Below are 17,614 nucleotides of genomic sequence, written 5' to 3'. Positions count from 1 at the left end.
CGTGTCTGGCGTGATCGGGGCGGAGCAGCTCAGTCGCTGCTCTCGCGGAGCTTCTGCGCGTTGCGCTCGAGGTCCTCGATGCCACCGCACATGAAGAACGCCTGCTCGGGGTACTCGTCGAACTCGCCGTCGCAGAGGCGCTTGAACGCGTCCACCGTCTCCTCGATCGGCACGAACGAGCCGTCGATGCCGGTGAACTGCTTGGCGACGAACGTGTTCTGCGAGAGGAACCGCTCGATGCGCCGCGCGCGGCCCACCAGGATGCGGTCCTCCTCGGAGAGCTCGTCGATGCCGAGGATCGCGATGATGTCCTGCAGTTCCTTGTAGCGCTGGAGGATCTGCTTGGTGCGGTTCGCGACGTCGTAGTGCTCCTGCCCGATGTACTGGGCGTCGAGGATGCGCGAGGTGGAGTCGAGCGGGTCCACCGCGGGGTAGATGCCCTTCTCCGAGATCGGCCGCGACAGCGTGGTCGTGGCGTCGAGGTGGGCGAAGGTGGTGTGCGGGGCCGGGTCGGTGATGTCGTCGGCGGGCACGTAGATCGCCTGCATCGAGGTGATCGAGTGACCACGGGTCGAGGTGATCCGCTCCTGCAGCTGGCCCATCTCGTCGGCCAGCGTGGGCTGGTAGCCCACCGCGGACGGCATGCGGCCGAGCAGCGTCGACACCTCGGAACCGGCCTGCGTGAACCGGAAGATGTTGTCGATGAACAGCAGGACGTCCCGCTTCTGCACGTCGCGGAAGTACTCCGCCATCGTGAGCGCGGTCAGGGCGACGCGCAGGCGGGTGCCCGGCGGCTCGTCCATCTGACCGAAGACCAGCGCGGTCTTCTCGAGCACGCCGGAGTCGGTCATCTCCGCGATGAGGTCGTTGCCCTCACGGGTGCGCTCGCCGACACCGGCGAACACCGACACACCACCGAAGTTCTCGGCGACGCGGTAGATCATCTCCTGGATGAGCACGGTCTTGCCGACGCCCGCACCGCCGAACAGGCCGATCTTGCCGCCGACCACGTAGGGGGTCAGCAGGTCGATGACCTTGATGCCGGTCCAGAGCGGCTCGGTCTTGGACTCCAGCTGGTCGAACGCCGGCGGCTGCCGGTGGATCGGCCAGGTGTCGTGCTCGCCGAGCTCCTCGACGGTGACGTCGAGCGGGCGGCCGAGGACGTCGAAGACGTGGCCCTTGGTGACGTCACCGACCGGCACGGTGATCGGCTTGCCGGTGTCGGTCACCTCGGTGCCGCGGACCAGGCCGTCGGTGGGGGCGAGCGCGATGGCCCGCACCATGTCGTCACCGATGTGCTGCTCGACCTCGAGCCACAGCTGCTTGGTGGTGTCGCCCAGGGTGATCGGGACGGTGAGGGCGTTGAAGATCTCGGGCATCGAGTCGCGCCCGAACTCGACGTCGACGACCGGGCCGATGACCCGCACGACCCGGCCGCGGCCGGTCACGTGCTCGTCGCGGTTGACGATCTCCTCGGTGATGGTCATCGGTCGTCTCCTCCTGCTGATGCGAGAGCATCGGCGCCGCCGACGATCTCGCTGATCTCCTGGGTGATCTCCGCCTGGCGCGCCTGGTTCGCGAGACGGACGTAGGTCTTGATGAGTTCGTCGGCGTTGTCGCTCGCCGACTTCATGGCCTGCCGACGGGCCGCGGACTCCGAGGTCGCGGACTCCAGCAGCGCCGAGTAGATCCGGGCGCCGACGTAGCGCGGCAGCAGCGAGTCCAGCAGCGCCGAGGCGTCGGGCTCGAAGTCGTACTGCGGCTGCGGGCCGTCGGACGTGCGCTCGTCGTCGTCGTCCGTCTGCTCGACCTGCACGGGCGAGATCTTCGACGCGGTGACGATCTGGGTGACGCTGTTCTCGAACCGGGTCGAGACCAGGTACAGCTCGTCGATGCCCATCGGGGCCGATTCGTCGCCGTGGACGTGCCGCTCACTGGTGGCGAGCAGCGCGGCCACGACGGTGTCGATGGCCTCACGGGCGAGGTCGAAGCTGGGCTGCTCGGAGAACCCGGTGAAGGCGCCCGCGACCTCGATGCGACGGAAGCGGTAGTACCCGACGCCCTTGCGGCCGATGACGTACCGGACCGGCTCCTTGCCCTCGGACTCGATCCGCGCGGCGACGTCGTTCGCCCGCTTGATCGCGTTCGAGCTGTAACCACCGGCGAGACCGCGGTCCGAGGTGATGACCAGGATGCCCGCCCGCTTCGGGTTCTCGACCCCGGTGAGCATCGGGTGCTGCAGCGAGGCGTTGCCACCGAGCGCCGCGAGCGCGTTGGTCATCTCCTCGGCGTACGGGCGGGCAGCCCGCATCCGCGCCTGCGCCTTGGCGATGCGCGACGCGGCGATGAGCTCCATCGCCTTGGTGATCTTCTGGGTCGACCGCACAGCGCGAGCGCGCTGGCGGTAGACCCGGAGCTGGCCGGCCATGGGTCAGGAGGCCTTCTTGTCGGTGTCGACCTTGTTCTCGTCCGCCGCCCGCTGCGAGTCCTTCTCGGCCTGCCAGTTGGCCTTGACCTCGGCCACGGCCTTCTCGAGCTGGCCGACGGTGTCGTCCGACAGCTGACCGCTCTCGTTGATGGCGTCGTAGATGCCCGGCTGGTTGTGGGCGACGTAGTCGAGGAACGCCTTCTCGAACGGGCGGATGTCCGCGACGTCGATGTCGTCGAGCTTGCCGGTGGTGCCGGCCCAGATCGACACGACCTCACGGTCGGTCGGGTAGGGCGAGCTCGCCGGCTGCTTGAGCAGCTCGGTCATGCGGGCGCCTCGGGCCAGCTGGTCCTGGCTGGCCTTGTCCAGGTCGGACCCGAAGGCGGCGAACGCCTCGAGGTCGCGGTACTGGGCGAGGTCGACGCGCAGGCGACCGGCGACCGACTTCATGGCCTTGGACTGCGCCGCGCCACCGACGCGCGACACCGAGATGCCGACGTTGATGGCCGGACGCACACCGGCGTTGAACAGGTCGGTCTCGAGGAAGCACTGACCGTCGGTGATCGAGATGACGTTGGTCGGGATGTACGCCGAGACGTCGTTGCCCTTGGTCTCGATGATCGGCAGGCCGGTCATCGAGCCGCCACCCAGCTCGTCCGAGAGCTTGGCGCAACGCTCGAGCAGGCGGGAGTGCAGGTAGAAGACGTCGCCCGGATAGGCCTCGCGGCCCGGCGGGCGGCGCAGCAGCAGTGACACCGTGCGGTAGGCCTCGGCCTGCTTGGACAGGTCGTCGAACACGATGAGGACGTGCTTGCCGTCGTACATCCAGTGCTGGCCGATGGCCGAACCCGTGTACGGCGCGAGGTACTTGAAGCCTGCGGAGTCGGCGGCGGGCGAGGCGACGATGGTGGTGTACTCCATCGCGCCGGCCTCCTCCAGCGTGCCGCGGACGGACGCGATGGTGGAGCCCTTCTGGCCCACGGCGACGTAGATGCAGCGCACCTGCTTCTTCGGGTCGCCGGACTTCCAGTTGTCGCGCTGGTTGATGATCGCGTCGACGCAGACGGTGGTCTTGCCGGTCTGCCGGTCGCCGATGATCAGCTGACGCTGGCCGCGGCCGATGGCGGTCATCGCGTCGATGGCCTTGATGCCGGTCGAGAGCGGCTCGCGGACCTCCTTGCGCTGCACCACGGTGGGCGCCTGCAGCTCGAGGTCGCGGCGACCCTCCGCGGCGATCTCGCCGAGGCCGTCGATGGGCTGGCCGAGGGCGTTGACCACGCGGCCCATGAAGGCGTCGCCGACCGGGACCGAGAGGATGTCGCCGGTGCGCTTGACCGGCTGGCCCTCCTCGATCGTCGCCGGGTCACCGAGGATGACCACGCCGATGTCGCGCACGTCGAGGTTCTGCGCGAGGCCGAGGGTGCCGTCCTCGAAGCGCAGCAGCTCGTTGGTCATGACGCTCGGCAGGCCCTCGACGCGGGCGATGCCGTCGCCGACCTCGGCGACGACGCCGACCTCCTCGCGCGTCGCGGTGGTGCTGTACGAGGAGACGTAGTCCTCGAGTGCGCTGCGGATCTCGTCCGCAGAGATCGTCAGCTCAGTCATGACCGTCCCTGGTTCGTCGTCGGTGTGGTGCGGATGGTGCTGTCCATGGTGCGCGCTCGGCCGCGCGGGTCCATCAGGCGCCGAGTCTCGACCGGGCGGCCGCGAGGCGGGTGGCCACGCTGCCGTCGATGATCTCGTCGCCCAACCGGACGACGAGGCCGCCGCGGATGCGCGGGTCGACGTCGACCCGCACCGCGATGTCACGGCCGTACAGCCGGCTCAGCGTGGCCGCGAGCCGTTCGGTCTGGGCGTCGCTCAACGCGACCGCACTGGTGACGCTCGCGATCGAGCGCTGCCGGCGGGAGGCGGTGAGTTCGAGCAGGTCGTCGACCGCGAGCTCGACGCTGGGGTGCGAGGTGGAACGCACCCCCTGCGTCACGAGCGCGACGGTGACGGGGTCGGCCCGGCCGTCGAGCAACCGGGTCGCGAGCGTGGCCCGCTGCTCCCCGGGCACCGTCCGGTCGTCGAGCGCACCGCGCAGGCCGCTGTCGCCCGCGACGATCCGTCCGAACCGGAACAGCTGGTCCTCGACCGCCTCCAGGTGACGGGCCTGCTCCGCCTCGATGAGCAGGAGCTGGTTGCCCGCGCCCTCGAGCGCGTCGACCAGGTCCCACGGGTTCGACCAACGCTTGCCGACCACGTCCGACGCGATGTCGAGCGTGGCGGCCGGCACCCGGCCGTCGAACAGGCGGCGCAGGAGCCCCGCCCGGTCGTCGGACTCGACGCTGGCCTCGGCCAACGTGCGGCGCAGGCCGGCGTTGCCGGAGAGGACGCCGACGATCCCGAACAGACCCCCGGCGACCGCGGGGCGGTCGGACAGACCACCCGCGGTGGCGTCGAGGTCCTCGAGGACGCGCGCGGTCGACTCACGACTGGCGGCGTTCAAGACGGGCACGGGCTACGTCACTCCCCCGCCGGGCTGGCGGTCGCGGCGTCCTGGGTGATCGCGTCCTGGGACTCCAGGCCGGCCAGGAAGTCGTCGACCGTGCGCTGCACCGCGGCGTCGTCGGCCAGGCGCTGGTCGACGATGCGGCCGGCCAGGTCGACCGCGAGCACGCCGATCTCACCGCGCAGCTCGCGCACGATCTGCTCGCGCTGCTGGGAGAGGGCCTCCTCACCGCGGGACACGATGCGGGCGGACTCCTCCTGCGCCTGCGTGCGGAGGTCCTCCACGATGTGCTGCGCCTCGGCGCGGGCACTCTCGCGGATCTGCGCGGCCTCGGTGCGGGCCTCGGCCAGCTGCTGCTGGTACTGGGCCAGCGTGCGCTGCGCTTCCTCCTGCGCCTGCCGGGCGCGTTCGATCCCGCCCTCGATCTCGTTGCGCCGCGCGGCGTAGGCCTTCTCCAGCGCGGGCACGACGTACTTCCGGATCAGGAAGAACAAGATCCCGAAGACGACCAGGACGAGGATGATCTCCGACAGGTGCGGGAGGATCGGGTTGATCTCACCCTCCGCCGCCAAGAACCTGGCGCTCATCGACTACCTCCCACCGTGTGACTCGATCGATCCGTTGACGACGCGGCCGTCTAGAGGACGAACGCGAGGGCGATACCGATGATCGCGAGCGCCTCGGCGAGCGCGAAGCCGAGGATCGCGATCTGCTGCAGGACGTTGCGCGCCTCGGGCTGACGGGCGGTGCCCGCGATGTAGGCCGCGAAGATCAGGCCGATGCCGATGCCGGGGCCGATCGCCGCGAGACCGTAGCCGATCATGTTCAGCGAACCGAGGTCGCTGATGTTTCCTTGAAGCATTGCTGGGTTCCTTTCGAGGTGATCAGCGAGCGGGTGCGCGCCGAGGACCGCCGGTCAGCGGAAGGGGATCAGTGTTCTTCGGACAGCGCGCCGCCGATGTACGTCGCGGTGAGCAGGGTGAAGACGAAGGCCTGCAGGAACTCGACCAGCAGTTCCAGGAAGCCGACCAGGACGCCGAGGACGAACGACAGCACGCCCGCGATGTGGTTGACGAAGCCGGCAGCGTCGATGAGCAGGTACTCGGCGCCGGTGGCGAACAGGATGATCAGCAGGTGGCCCGCGAACATGTTCGCGAACAATCGCAACGACAGCGTGGCCGGCCGCACCAGGATGTTCGAGAGGAACTCGAGCGGGATGACCAGCAGCAGCACCGGGCCGGTGACGCCGGGCGGCACGGTGACGAACTTCAGGTAGCCGAAGAACCCGTGCTTGCCGATGCCGACGGCGTTGTAGATGACCCACACCATGATGGCGAGCCCGTACGCGAACCCGACGCGCGAGAAGCTCGGGAACTCCAGCACGGGGAACATGCCGAAGATGTTGTTGACCAGGATGAAGAAGAAGAGGCTGACCAGCAGCGGCACCCACCGCAGGAAGTCGCGGGTGCCGATGATGTCGCGGCCGATGGAGTCGCGGACGAAGTTGTAGCTGGACTCCAGCACGAACTGGCCCTTGCTGGGAACCAGTTGCAGCTTGCGTGTGCTGATGAGGAAGTACGCGGCGACGACGACCGCCGCCAGCACCAGCAGGAAGGAGGACTTGGTCAGCAGCTGACCCAGCTCGCCGGTCTGGTTGCCGAACAGCGAGGGGAACTCGAAGTCGTTCGGTCCGGGCGGCGTGAAGTCCGCCAGGTACGTCACGTCAGCGCTCACGCGTCAGCTCCTCGGCTGGTCGTCTGTCGGCCGTCGGGACCGGTGGGTCCGTCGCTCGACTGGCGGTCGGTCGGGGTGGTGGGCGACACTGCGTTCACGTCGTCGTGCTCGCCACCCGCCACGGAGTCCAGGTGGGCCATCCCCACGCGGAAGCGGGCGATGACCATGTAGATCCCGAGCACGGCACCGAAGACGACGCCCACGGGGATCAGCCAGGCGGCACCGAGCCAACGGCCCAGACCCCACCCGGCGAGCCCGTAGACCGCCACACCGGACACGATGTAGCCGAACGCCGCCCACGGATCGGTGGTGACCGGCGCTGCGCTCGGAGTTCGGCCGCTCATGTCCACCCGGACTGTAACAGGGCTGGAACACAGCCCCGACCACCAGGTACGGGCCTTGCAAACGCCGCCGCGAGCGCCTCGGTGACGATCACCGCGAGCGCGGTCCGCGGTCGTGGCGCACGTGCACGACCAGCAGCGCGACCGTCCAGCACAGCACCACCCCGAGCACGCCCGCGCCGACCCCGGCCGGCTGCAACGGTCCGTCGCCGCCCGCGACGGGACGGGTCACGACGGCGAGGACGAACAGCCCGATGACCGCGAGCAGGTAGAGGCCCAGCGCGAGGAGCAGAGCGACCGGCGGGGTGGCCTTCCGGGTGCCCGCGATGAGCACCCGCGCGCTCCCCCACAGCACGAGCAGCACGGTCCCGCCACCGAGCGCGACCGACAGCGCCCAGGTCCAGCCCCCGACGAAGGCGACCAGCGCACCGAGCACCACGCCGGCGAGCGCGACCCGGCTCGAGGTCGCCACCGCGACACGGGAGGGCAGGCTGCCGCGGTCCCAGAGCGCGCTCACGGTGCGACCTGCGGCGGATGACGACGCACACCGATGCGCGGGACCAGCGACCCGACGAGTCCGATGACGGCGAGGACGGCGACCACGACCCCGACCAGCAGCGGCCGGGTGGTGATCGAGAGCGACACCCCGCCGACCGCGAGCAACGCCGACCAGAAGTACAACATCAGCACCGCCCGCCGGTGGCTGTGTCCGCGCTGCAACAGCCGGTGGTGCAGGTGCTGCTTGTCCGGCTTGAACGGCGACTCCCCGCGCGAGATGCGCCGGATGATCGCGAGCACCAGGTCGACGAACGGCAGCGCCAGCACGAAGACCAGGGTGAGCAGCGGGACGTAGAGCGGGAAGGCCCCGAGGGCGGTGCCGTAGGTGCCGGGGTCGCTCTGGGCCACCGCCGAGGCGGCCGCGGCCGAGAGGACCAGCCCGACGAACATCGAGCCGGAGTCGCCCATGAAGATCCGGGCCGGTGCGAAGTTGTGGGCGAGGAAGCCGGTGCACGCTCCGGCCAGCGCCGAACTGAGCAGCAGGGCCGCGCTGGTGACCTCGGTCTGACCGGTGTCGGCCAGGTGGTACGCGTAGGCGAAGAACGACAGCGCGGTGATCGCCGAGACCCCGGCGGCGAGGCCGTCGAGGCCGTCGATGAAGTTGAGCGCGTTGATGGTGACGACGGTGAACAGCACGGTGACCGGGAACCCGACGTCGAGCCCGAAGGAGACGAAGCCGGGCCCGAACGGCAGGTAGAGCGCGGTGAACTGCACGCCGCCGTAGATCACCATGACCCCGCTCGCCAGCACCTGACCCGCGAGCTTGGTCAACGAGTCGAGCTCGTAGCGGTCGTCGAGCATGCCGAGCACGAGCAGGACACCGCCCGCGGCCATGACGCCCGCGATCTGGTTGCCGTTGGTGAACGTGGTGCGCAGCGTCGGCAGGCTGTGCGCGACCAGGATGGCGAGGCCGAACCCGGCGTAGATCGCGACCCCGCCGAGGCGCGGGATGGCGAAGGCGTGCACGTCGCGGTCACGCGGACGCGCGATCGCGCCCCACCGCAGGGCAAGCACCCGCGCGAACGGGGTGAGCATGAGGACGCCCGCGGCGGCGACGCACCAGACGAGGGCGTACTCGAGGCTGGGGTGCACGGGCGCTCAGCTCAGCCCTGCACGTCCGGGAGGACCCTGCGCAGTGCGTCGATGTCGACGGCCCCGCTCCGGAGGACCTTGGGGATCTCGGTGGTGACGTCGATGATGGTCGACGCCACGCCCTTCTGGACCGGTCCGGCGTCGAGGTAGACCGAGACCAGGTCGCCCAGCTGGTCGCGGGCCTCCTGCGCGGTCTTCGCGGGCGGCTGGCCGCTGCGGTTCGCGCTCGAGACCCCCATCGGCCCGACCTCGCGCAGGACGTCGAGGGCCACGGGGTGCAGGGGCATGCGCAGGGCGACCGTGCCGCGGGCGTCACCCAGGTCCCACGTCAGGGAGCGGGCGTGCTCGACGACGATGGTGAGACCCCCCGGCCAGAAGGCCTCGACGAGGTCGCGCAGCCGGTCGTCGACGTGCGAGACCAGGCCGTCGACCGTCTCCCAGCTGCCGACCAGCACCGGGACGGGCATGTCGCGCCCGCGGCCCTTGGCCGAGAGCAGACCGTTGATCGCGGCGCTGTCGAACGCGTCGGCGCCGATGCCGTAGAGGGTGTCGGTCGGCATGACCACGAGTTGGCCCGCACGCACCGAGCGCACGGCCGCCTCCACGGCGGCCTCACGGGTGCCGGGGTCGATGCAGTCCAGGTTCACTCCCACGAGCGACCATCCTGCCGCGCGGGTGTCGCGCCGCTGCGACGGCCCGTCGCGAAGCGCGCCCGCCCGGCCAGGTCGTGCTCGGTCACGACGCCCTCGAAACCCGCCGCGGCGACCAGGTCGCGGACGGCGTCGGCGTGCGTCTCGTCGTGCTCGACGACCAGCAACCCACCCGGCCGCAGCAGCCACGCGGCGGTGGCGGCGAGCCCCGGGACGAGCGCGAGACCGTCGCGTCCGGCGAAGACCGCCTCGGGCGGGTCGGCGTGGACCTCGGCGGCGACGTCCGTGGTGGTGGGCACGTAGGGCGGGTTCGCGAGGACGACGTCGACCCGGCCCTCGAGGCCGGCGGGACGCCAGGTCACGACGTCGGCCGCGGCGACCTCGACCGGCGGGTCCCCCGCGGCGGCCCGTTCGGCGGCGTTGCGGCGCAGCCACGCCAGGGCCTCGGGCGAGCGCTCGACGGCCGTCACGGACGCCTGCCGGTGTTCGTGGGCCACGGCCAGGGCGAGGGCGCCCGACCCCGCGCAGAGGTCGACCACGGTGTGAGCGGTGCGCAGGTCGTCCGCGGCGAGGTCGACGACCAGTTCGGTCTCGGGCCGCGGCACGAACACCCCGGGCCCGACCGCGAGCTCGATCCAGCGGAAGGGAGCGCTGCCGGTGATGTGTTGGAGCGGTTCCCGCCGGATCCGCCGGGCCACGGCCTCGGCGAACCGTTCCCGGGCCGAGTCGTCGAGGTCGTCGCGCAGCAGCAGCTGCCCCCACTCCACGTCCAGGGCGTGGGCGAGCAGCAGTTGCGCCTCGACCCACGCGGCGTCGACCCCCGCGTCCCGCAGCTCCCGCGCGGCCTCGCCCAGCAACGCGCGCCGCGGCGTGGGCCCCGCGACTCCCTCCGTCACCGGACCCGTCCCGACGTGGTGCGCCGCCACCCCGAACGGGCGAGTGGGCAGCTCCCCCGCCGAGTGGTCGGAAAGATGTGACCACTCGCGGGGGTACATGACCACTCACCAGACCCGGACCGGGACCGCGGGGCGGAGCGGGGAGCGGAGCCGGGGGCCGAGCGGGGTAACACGGGTCAGGCGTCCTCGTCCGGGGCGTCACGGTCGGCCCGTTCGAGCGCGTCGATGACGTCGTCGAGGGCGCCGTCGAGGACCTGGTCGAGGTTGTGGGCCTTGAAGCCGACGCGGTGGTCGGCGATCCGGTTCTCGGGGAAGTTGTACGTGCGGACGCGCTCGGAGCGGTCGACGGTGCGGACCTGCGCGCGGCGGCTCGCGGACGCCTCGGCCTGGGCCACGTCCTGCGCTGCGGCGAGCAGCCGGGCCCGCAGGACGCGCATGGCGGCGGCCTTGTTCTGCAGCTGGCTCTTCTCGTTCTGCATCGACACGACCGTGCCGGTGGGCCGGTGCGTGATGCGGACGGCGCTGTCGGTGGTGTTGACGCTCTGACCGCCGGGGCCCGACGACCGGAAGACGTCGATGCGCAGGTCGTTCGGGTCGATGTCGACCTCGACCTCCTCGGCCTCGGGCAGGACGAGGACGCCGACCGCCGAGGTGTGGATGCGGCCCTGCGACTCGGTGACGGGCACCCGCTGCACGCGGTGCACCCCGCCCTCCCACTTCATCCGCCGCCACACCCCCTCGGACGGCCCGACGGCCCGACGGTTGCGCACCGCAACGGTCACGGAGCGGTAGCCGCCGAGGTCGGTGGGTTCCTGGTCGAGGACCTCGGCGACCCACCCGCGGGCCTCGGCGTAGCGCAGGTACATCCGCAGCAGATCTCCGGCGAACAAGGCGGATTCCTCGCCGCCCTCCCCCGCCTTGACCTCGAGCAGGACGTCCTTGGCGTCGTCCGGGTCCTTCGGCGTCAGCAGCTCGTGCAGGGTGTCCGAGAGTTCGTCGATGCGCACGGCCAGGGCGTCGGCCTCGGCGGCGAACGAGTCGTCGTCGGCGGCCAGCTCCAACGCGGTGTCGCGGTCGGCCCGCGCGGCGTCGAGGTCGTCGGCGGCGGTGACGACCGGGGCGAGTTCGGCGAAGCGCCGACCCAACGCGCGGGCGGTCGACTGGTCGGCGTGCACGGCGGGGTCCGCGAGCGTCTGCTCCAGGTGTTGGTACTCCGCCCGCAGCGCCCCGAGGTCCGCCACCGTCTGCTCCCGTCCCTCTCGTCCGTTCACTGCCCCCGACACGACGACGGCGCCCGACCCCGGGTGGGGTGGGCGCCGTCGGTGGTGGAGCTACTTGGCGTCGGTGGCCTTGCCGGCCCGCTTGCCGTAGCGCTGCTCGAAGCGCGCGATGCGGCCGCCGGTGTCCATGATCTTCTGCTTGCCCGTGTAGAACGGGTGGCAGGCGGAGCAGACCTCGACGCGCATCTCGCCGGACCCGACCGTGCTGCGGGTGTGGAACTCGTTCCCGCACGAACAGGTGACGGTGGTGTCGACGTACTCGGGGTGGATGCCGGTCTTCATGTTCTGGATCCCTTCGTGCGGCCCGCCTCGTGCGGGCCGAGTGGTGGCTCCGGGTCGGCAAGAGAACGAGCCGTGAACCGGGTCCGGGTGGTGGTACAGCGCTCCAGTGTGCCAGAGGACCGACACCACGCCTTCCGGGTGGTGGAACGGCGACGGGCCGGCCGGCATTCCCGGTGAGGGAGTGCCGACCGGCCCGGTCGCCGGGTGCCGTCGCCGGGGGCCGGATCAGCCCTTGACGCCGCCGGCGGTGAGGCCCGAGACGATCCGGCGCTGGAACAGCAGCACGATGATGACCAGCGGGATCGTGACGATCACACCGGCGGCCATCGGCTGTGCGAACGGGGTCTGGTTCGGCCCCACCGAGAACCGGGCGATCGCGACGGTGACCGGCGCGAGGTTCGGCTTGTTGCTGTACATCAGCACCGAGATCAGGAAGTCGTTCCAGCTGGCGAGGAACACCAGGATCGCGGTGGTGAACATGGCGGGCGCCGCCAGCGGCAGGATCACCATGCGGAACGCCTGGAACGGGGTCGCGCCGTCGACCTTGGCCGCCTGCTCGAGCTCCCACGGCATCTCGCGGAAGAAGCTGGTCAGCGTGTAGACCGACAGCGGCAGCGCGAACGCGATCTGCGGCACGATGATCGCCTGGTAGGACCCCAGCCACCCGATGTTGGTGAACAGCTGGAACAGCGGGGTGATGAGCGCGACCTGCGGGAACATCGACGCCGCGAGCATCGCGCCGAGCAGGACACCCTTGCCGCGGAACTGCAGCCGGGCGGCCGCGTACGCCGCGAAGACGCCGAACACCATCCCGACGAGGGTCACGACGGCGCCGATGAACAGGCTGTTGAGCAGCGCGCGCCCGAAGTTCCCCTCCTGGAACGCGTACGTGTAGTTGTCGAACGTGACGTTGCTGAAGAAGAACCCACCCTGGAACACCTCGTTGTTGGGCCGCAGCGACAGCACCAACATCCAGTAGAAGGGCAGCAGACACCACAGCGCGATCAGCACGATCGCGGCGGCGTTGCGGATCATCGGCCACGGCGACTTGCGCGGCGGGGCGTACTCGCCCGAACCCGCGGTGGCCGTGGCGGTGGGGACGGCGGTGGCGGTCATGGTCGTCCTCCTCAGACCTTCGCCGCGGGAGCCGCGGCCTTCTCACGGGCGGCCTCGCGGCGTTCTGCACGCGACGGCTTCTTCGGCTTCTCGCTCTGGCTCAGGTCCGCACCCAGCGCCTTGATGAGGATGAAGGCCAGCAGGAAGATGAAGATGAACGTGATCGTCGACAACGCCGACGCCTCGTAGGTCCGGCCCTGCTGCAGTTGCCGGTAGACCAGCACCGACAACGTCGAGGTGTCGGGGTTGTTGACACCGGTGAGGATCGCCGGGAGGTCGAACATGCGCATGACGTCCATGGCCCGGAAGATCACCGCCACGACGAGCGCCGGCTTCACCAGCGGCAGGGTGATCTTGTAGAAGCGCTGCCAGGCCGTGGCACCGTCGACCTTGGCCGACTCGTAGAGGTCGGCCGGGATGATCTGCAGACCGGCGAGGATGAGCAACGCCATGAACGGCGCGGTCTTCCAGCTGTCGGCGATGAGGATCGCGGCCCGGCTGGGCCAGCCGCCGGACAACCAGACGGTGTCCAGGCCGAAGATCTTGTTGAACACACCCTCGCTCTGGAAGATGACGTACCAGAGCTTGGCGGTGACCGCCGTGGGGATGGCCCACGGCACGAGGATCGCCGCGCGCACCAAGGCCCGACCCTTGAACGCCTTGTTCATCATCAGCGCGAACAGCAGACCGATGATGGTCGTGATGAGGACCTCGACGATGGTCAGGCCGAAGGTGAAGGTGGTCGACTTCCAGAACAGGCCACCGGTGTTGCCGGGCGGGCACTTGGTGTCGCCACACCGCTGGCCGAGCCAGTGGATCCAGTTGGTGAGCCCGATCCACTGCCCACCCTGGTTGAACAACTTGGTGACCGGGTCGAGCCCCTTGTCACTGCGGAAGCTGTTGATGATGGCGGCGATGAGCGGGTAGCCGACGACGACGGCGAGGACCAGCACGGCCGGGGCGACCAGGATGGCCGCGAACTTCCCCTCACCGGAGTTGATCTTGCGTCGGCGCTCGTTCCCGCCACCGGAACCCGGTGTGGCGTTGCGTTCGGCGTTCTCGGCTGCCTGGCCGGCAACTGCTGTCACGGAGGTGCCTCCTCGGGGACCCGCGGACGGTCCGGTGGGCCGTCCGCACGGTGAGCGACGTCACGAAGGTGTGGCGTGGAGCCACGCTAGCCGCGCCGGGCGCGGACCGGAACCTCGCGGTTCCGGTCCGCGCCCGGGCGGATCAGCCGGCCGGGACGGCCGGTCTCGACTCAGTTGCCGTTGGTGGCTGTCGTGAGAGCCGATTGCAGGTCTTTCAGCGCCTGGTCGACGCTCTTGTTGCCCTGCAACGCTGCGAAGATGTTCTGCTGGATCGCCTGCGTGACGGCCGGGTAGAACGGCGTGACCGGACGCGGCACGGCGTTCTCGATGGCGGTCTTCAGGGTCGACAGGTAGCCGAACTTCGACTGCAGCTCGGTGTCGCCGTAGAGGCTCTCGCGCACCGGGGCGAGCGAGGACTCCTCCAGCAGGAACTTCTGGGTGGCCTCCGAGGTGTAGAACTCGAGGAACTTCTTCGCGGTCTGCTTGTGGTCGCTGAACTCGCTGATCGCGATGCTGTGACCGCCGAGGCTGGACGAGCCCAGGCCGTCGAGACCCGGCAACGGCGCGACGCCGAACTTGCCGTTGACCTTCGAGCTGCCGTCGGTCGCCGAGAGCAGGCTGTAGGCGTAGGGCCAGTTGCGCAGGAACAGCAGGTTGCCCTGCTGGAAGTCGTCCAGGCTCTGGGTCTCCTGGAACGTCAGGCCGTTCGAGGGGATGTAGCCCTGCTTGAAGCCGTCGGTCAGGAACGACAGACCCTTCTTCGCGGCGTCGGTGTCGACGTCGGGCTTGCCCGAGTCGTCGAGGATGTGGCCGCCGGCGCTGTTGATCGCCTCGGCCGCGTTGACGGTCAGACCCTCGTACTGCGCGAACTGGCCGGCGTAGCAGTCACGGACCGACCCCTTCTTGGCGCAGTCGGCGATCATGTCCGCCCACGTCGTGGGCGCCGTGGGGATGATGTCCTTGCGGTAGTAGAGCAGGCCGCCGTCCGAGGTGCCCGGGGCTGCGTAGAGCTTGCCGTTGTAGGTGGCGGCGTCGACGGTCGGCTTGAGGAAGCCCGTGGTGTCGATCTTGTAGTCGCCCTCGAGGGGGACGAGCCAGCCCTGCGCCGCGAACTCGGCGGTCCACACGACGTCGACCGAGACGACGTCGTAGTCGGCGTTCTTGGCCTGGAAGTTCTGCACCAGGTCGTCGTGCTGCGCGTCGGCCTGGTCCGACTGCTCCCGGATGGTGACCTGCTCGTCGGGGTGGTCCTTGTTCCACATCTCGGCGAGGGGCTTGAGGATGCCGTTGTTGTCCTTGCCCTGGACGTAGGTGATCGGCCCGGTCGAGTTGCCGGAGTCCGACCCCCCGCCGCCACTCCCGCCGCCACAGGCGGCGAGCAGGCTGGCCGCCAGGCCGGTCAGCGCGACTGCGCCGACGATCCGCGTGGCGCGACGGGTGCTGCCCGCGCCACGGAAGTGCGTGGTCCATCGAGAGCCGGTGGACGTCCCCATGCGTGGTCCTCTCGTTTTCGTGTGTCCCGCGCCGCTGCGGAAGGTGCACGGCGACCGGTACCGCTTACAGCCGATCTCTGCACCCAAGCACCCGGGGCAGCTCAGAGGAAGGGCGCCACGTGTGCGGATGCACAACTGTTACCGGCAGGTTGCGAAAGTGTGCTGGGAGCGCACGGGACGTGTCGGCGCGTCGTCCGTGTCGTGCTCGGGGCCGACCAGCGTGCAGGCGGTCGGAGCGGGCCGCCACGACCACCGGAGACCCGGGAGACGACCGGGGGCGGCCGACGGTCGCCCGTCGACCGCCCCCGTGTGGCCGTCGTGAAGTGCAGTCGTGTCAGTCGCCGCCGGGCGTCGTCTTCGCGATCTGCATGAGGAACTCGTAGTTGTTGCGGGTCTTCTTGAGCCGGTCGGTGAGCAGGTCGATCGCCTGCTGCGGGTCGAGGGCGTGCAGCACCCGCCGCAGCTTCATCACCACCGCGAACTCGTCGGTGGCGAGCAGCAGCTCCTCCTTGCGGGTGGAGCTCTGGTCGACGTCGACCGCCGGGAACACGCGCTTGTCCGCGATCTTGCGGTCGAGCTTGAGCTCGGCGTTGCCCGTGCCCTTGTACTCCTCGAAGATCACCGTGTCGCCCGCGGAACCGGTCTCGACCAGCGCGGTGGCGATGATCGTCAGCGAGCCGCCGTTCTCGATGTTGCGCGCCGCACCCAGGAACCGCTTGGGCGGGTAGAGCGCCGACGAGTCGACACCACCGGACAGGATGCGTCCGCTGGTCGGCGCCGCGAGGTTGTACGCGCGGCCCAGGCGGGTGATCGAGTCGAGCAGCACGACGACGTCGTGGCCCATCTCGACCAGGCGCTTGGCCCGCTCGATCGACAACTCCGCGACCATCGTGTGTTCCTGCGGCCGGCGGTCGAAGGTCGAGGCGATGACCTCGCCCTTCACCGACCGCTGCATGTCGGTGACCTCCTCGGGCCGCTCGTCGACCAGGACGACCATGAGGTGGCACTCGGGGTTGTTGGTCGTGATGGCGTTGGCGATCGACTGCAGCACCATCGTCTTGCCGGCCTTCGGCGGCGAGACGATGAGGGCGCGCTGGCCCTTGCCGATCGGCATCACCAGGTCGATGACCCGGGTGGTGAGGATGTTGGACTCGGTCTCCAGCCGCAGTCGCTCCTGCGGGTAGAGCGGCGTGAGCCGGGTGAACTCCGGACGACCGCCCGCCTCGCTCGGCGCCGCACCGTTCACGGTGTCGAGCCGCACGAGGGGGTTGTACTTCTCGCGGCGTTCACCGTCGCGCAACTGCCGCACGGCACCGGTGACGGCGTCGCCCCGACGCAGGCCGAAGCGGCGCACGAAGGAGTTCTGGACGTAGATGTCGTCCGGGCTGGCGAAGTAGCCGTTCACCCGCACGAACCAGGCGTTCTTGTCCTCGATCGCGTCGACGATGCCCGCGATCGGGACCAGGACGTCGTCCTCGCCGACGGTGGGCTCGCGGTCGTTGCCGCCGCCCTCGTTCTGGCCGCCGCCCTGACGGTCGCGGTTGCGGTTGCGGTTGCGGTCGCGGTAACGACGGCCGCGGCGACGACCGTTGCCGTCCTCGTCGTCGTCGTCGTCGTAGCGGTCGTTGCCCCGGTCCCGGTCGTTGACGCGGTCGTTCACGCGGACGTTGCCCCGGTCGTTGCCCCGGTCGTTGCCGCCCTGCCGGTTCTGGTTGCCCTGACCGTTCTGGTTGCCCTGGCGGTCCTGGTTGCCCTGGTTGCCCTGGCGGTCCTGGTTGCCCTGACCGTTCTGGCCGTTCTGGTTGCCCTGGCGGTCCCCGCGCTGGCCCTGCTGGCCGTCACGCCCGTCCCGGGTGCCGCCGTCACGGTTCTGGTTGTCACGGCCCTGGTTGTCACGGTTCTGGCCGTCACGGTTCCCGTTGTCGCGACCCTGCTGGCCGTCGCGCTGGGCGTCACGGCTCTGGCCGTCACGGTTCTGGGCGTCACGGTTCTGGTTGTCACGGTCGCGCTCGCCGCGCTCACCGCGGTCGCGGCCCTGACGCGGCGGGCGCTCGGTGCGGGTGGGCGCGGAGTCGGCGACCTCGGCGGCCGGCGCCGTCGTGGCGTCACCGGACGTCGTCGGCGTGGCGGTGGCCGGGGCGTCGACGGTGGCCGCGGCGGAG

The 17,614-nt window shown here is 70.1% G+C and carries 18 protein-coding genes; all 18 read right to left on the bottom strand.

Annotation, left to right across the window (positions count from 1 at the left end; translation table 11 throughout):
- Window positions 1–29 precede the first annotated feature (29 nt).
- Window positions 30–1,487 carry a F0F1 ATP synthase subunit beta gene (gene atpD, locus ACXR2U_RS04275; protein WP_458823692.1) on the bottom strand — a complete coding sequence of 486 codons (1,458 nt, stop codon included), beginning with the start codon at window positions 1,485–1,487 and terminating at the stop codon, window positions 30–32.
- Window positions 1,484–2,428, bottom strand: coding sequence for a F0F1 ATP synthase subunit gamma (locus tag ACXR2U_RS04270; RefSeq protein WP_458823691.1), 945 nt, complete (start codon window positions 2,426–2,428; stop codon window positions 1,484–1,486). The genes atpD and ACXR2U_RS04270 overlap by 4 nt, the downstream gene beginning before the upstream one ends.
- A gap of 3 nt (window positions 2,429–2,431) precedes the next feature.
- Window positions 2,432–4,033: a F0F1 ATP synthase subunit alpha gene (atpA, locus tag ACXR2U_RS04265; protein ID WP_458823690.1), complete on the bottom strand. Its 1,602-nt coding sequence runs from the start codon at window positions 4,031–4,033 to the stop codon at window positions 2,432–2,434.
- 73 nt (window positions 4,034–4,106) lie between these two features.
- Complete coding sequence (locus ACXR2U_RS04260; RefSeq protein WP_458823689.1) at window positions 4,107–4,928, bottom strand: F0F1 ATP synthase subunit delta; 822 nt, start codon at window positions 4,926–4,928, stop codon at window positions 4,107–4,109.
- Window positions 4,929–4,936: 8 nt separating this feature from the next.
- On the bottom strand, window positions 4,937–5,509 hold the full coding sequence (locus tag ACXR2U_RS04255) for a F0F1 ATP synthase subunit B (RefSeq protein WP_458823688.1): 573 nt from the start codon (window positions 5,507–5,509) through the stop codon (window positions 4,937–4,939).
- A gap of 50 nt (window positions 5,510–5,559) precedes the next feature.
- A complete protein-coding gene (locus tag ACXR2U_RS04250) occupies window positions 5,560–5,784 on the bottom strand; it encodes a F0F1 ATP synthase subunit C (protein WP_458823687.1) in 225 nt (74 codons plus the stop codon).
- A 68-nt stretch (window positions 5,785–5,852) separates the two neighbouring features.
- On the bottom strand, window positions 5,853–6,656 hold the full coding sequence (atpB, locus tag ACXR2U_RS04245; RefSeq protein WP_458823686.1) for a F0F1 ATP synthase subunit A: 804 nt from the start codon (window positions 6,654–6,656) through the stop codon (window positions 5,853–5,855).
- Complete coding sequence (locus ACXR2U_RS04240; protein WP_458823685.1) at window positions 6,653–7,000, bottom strand: AtpZ/AtpI family protein; 348 nt, start codon at window positions 6,998–7,000, stop codon at window positions 6,653–6,655. Before ACXR2U_RS04240 ends, atpB begins: the two co-directional genes overlap by 4 nt.
- An 88-nt stretch (window positions 7,001–7,088) precedes the next feature.
- The gene (locus ACXR2U_RS04235) at window positions 7,089–7,514 is read right to left on the bottom strand and encodes a hypothetical protein (protein ID WP_458823684.1); all 426 of its coding nucleotides are present in this window, start codon (window positions 7,512–7,514) and stop codon (window positions 7,089–7,091) included.
- A complete protein-coding gene (locus tag ACXR2U_RS04230; RefSeq protein WP_458823683.1) occupies window positions 7,511–8,647 on the bottom strand; it encodes a glycosyltransferase family 4 protein in 1,137 nt (378 codons plus the stop codon). The genes ACXR2U_RS04235 and ACXR2U_RS04230 overlap by 4 nt, the downstream gene beginning before the upstream one ends.
- A gap of 11 nt (window positions 8,648–8,658) precedes the next feature.
- Window positions 8,659–9,300: an L-threonylcarbamoyladenylate synthase gene (locus ACXR2U_RS04225; protein ID WP_458823682.1), complete on the bottom strand. Its 642-nt coding sequence runs from the start codon at window positions 9,298–9,300 to the stop codon at window positions 8,659–8,661.
- Window positions 9,291–10,193, bottom strand: coding sequence for a peptide chain release factor N(5)-glutamine methyltransferase (prmC, locus tag ACXR2U_RS04220; RefSeq protein WP_458823681.1), 903 nt, complete (start codon window positions 10,191–10,193; stop codon window positions 9,291–9,293). The genes ACXR2U_RS04225 and prmC overlap by 10 nt, the downstream gene beginning before the upstream one ends.
- Window positions 10,194–10,369: 176 nt before the next feature.
- A complete protein-coding gene (gene prfA, locus ACXR2U_RS04215) occupies window positions 10,370–11,434 on the bottom strand; it encodes a peptide chain release factor 1 (protein ID WP_458823680.1) in 1,065 nt (354 codons plus the stop codon).
- A gap of 90 nt (window positions 11,435–11,524) precedes the next feature.
- Window positions 11,525–11,755: a 50S ribosomal protein L31 gene (gene rpmE, locus ACXR2U_RS04210; RefSeq protein ID WP_458823679.1), complete on the bottom strand. Its 231-nt coding sequence runs from the start codon at window positions 11,753–11,755 to the stop codon at window positions 11,525–11,527.
- A gap of 225 nt (window positions 11,756–11,980) precedes the next feature.
- Window positions 11,981–12,871 carry a carbohydrate ABC transporter permease gene (locus ACXR2U_RS04205; RefSeq protein WP_458823678.1) on the bottom strand — a complete coding sequence of 297 codons (891 nt, stop codon included), beginning with the start codon at window positions 12,869–12,871 and terminating at the stop codon, window positions 11,981–11,983.
- Window positions 12,872–12,882: 11 nt separating this feature from the next.
- Window positions 12,883–13,959: a carbohydrate ABC transporter permease gene (locus ACXR2U_RS04200; protein WP_458823677.1), complete on the bottom strand. Its 1,077-nt coding sequence runs from the start codon at window positions 13,957–13,959 to the stop codon at window positions 12,883–12,885.
- A gap of 170 nt (window positions 13,960–14,129) precedes the next feature.
- On the bottom strand, window positions 14,130–15,452 hold the full coding sequence (locus ACXR2U_RS04195) for an ABC transporter substrate-binding protein (protein WP_458823676.1): 1,323 nt from the start codon (window positions 15,450–15,452) through the stop codon (window positions 14,130–14,132).
- A 334-nt stretch (window positions 15,453–15,786) separates the two neighbouring features.
- Window positions 15,787–17,614 (bottom strand): transcription termination factor Rho (gene rho / locus ACXR2U_RS04190; RefSeq protein WP_458823675.1); only part of this gene is annotated, 1,828 nt, incomplete at its 5' end.

Source organism: Jatrophihabitans sp. YIM 134969, assembly GCF_054456675.1.
This window is presented reverse-complemented; position numbering and strand designations above follow the sequence as displayed.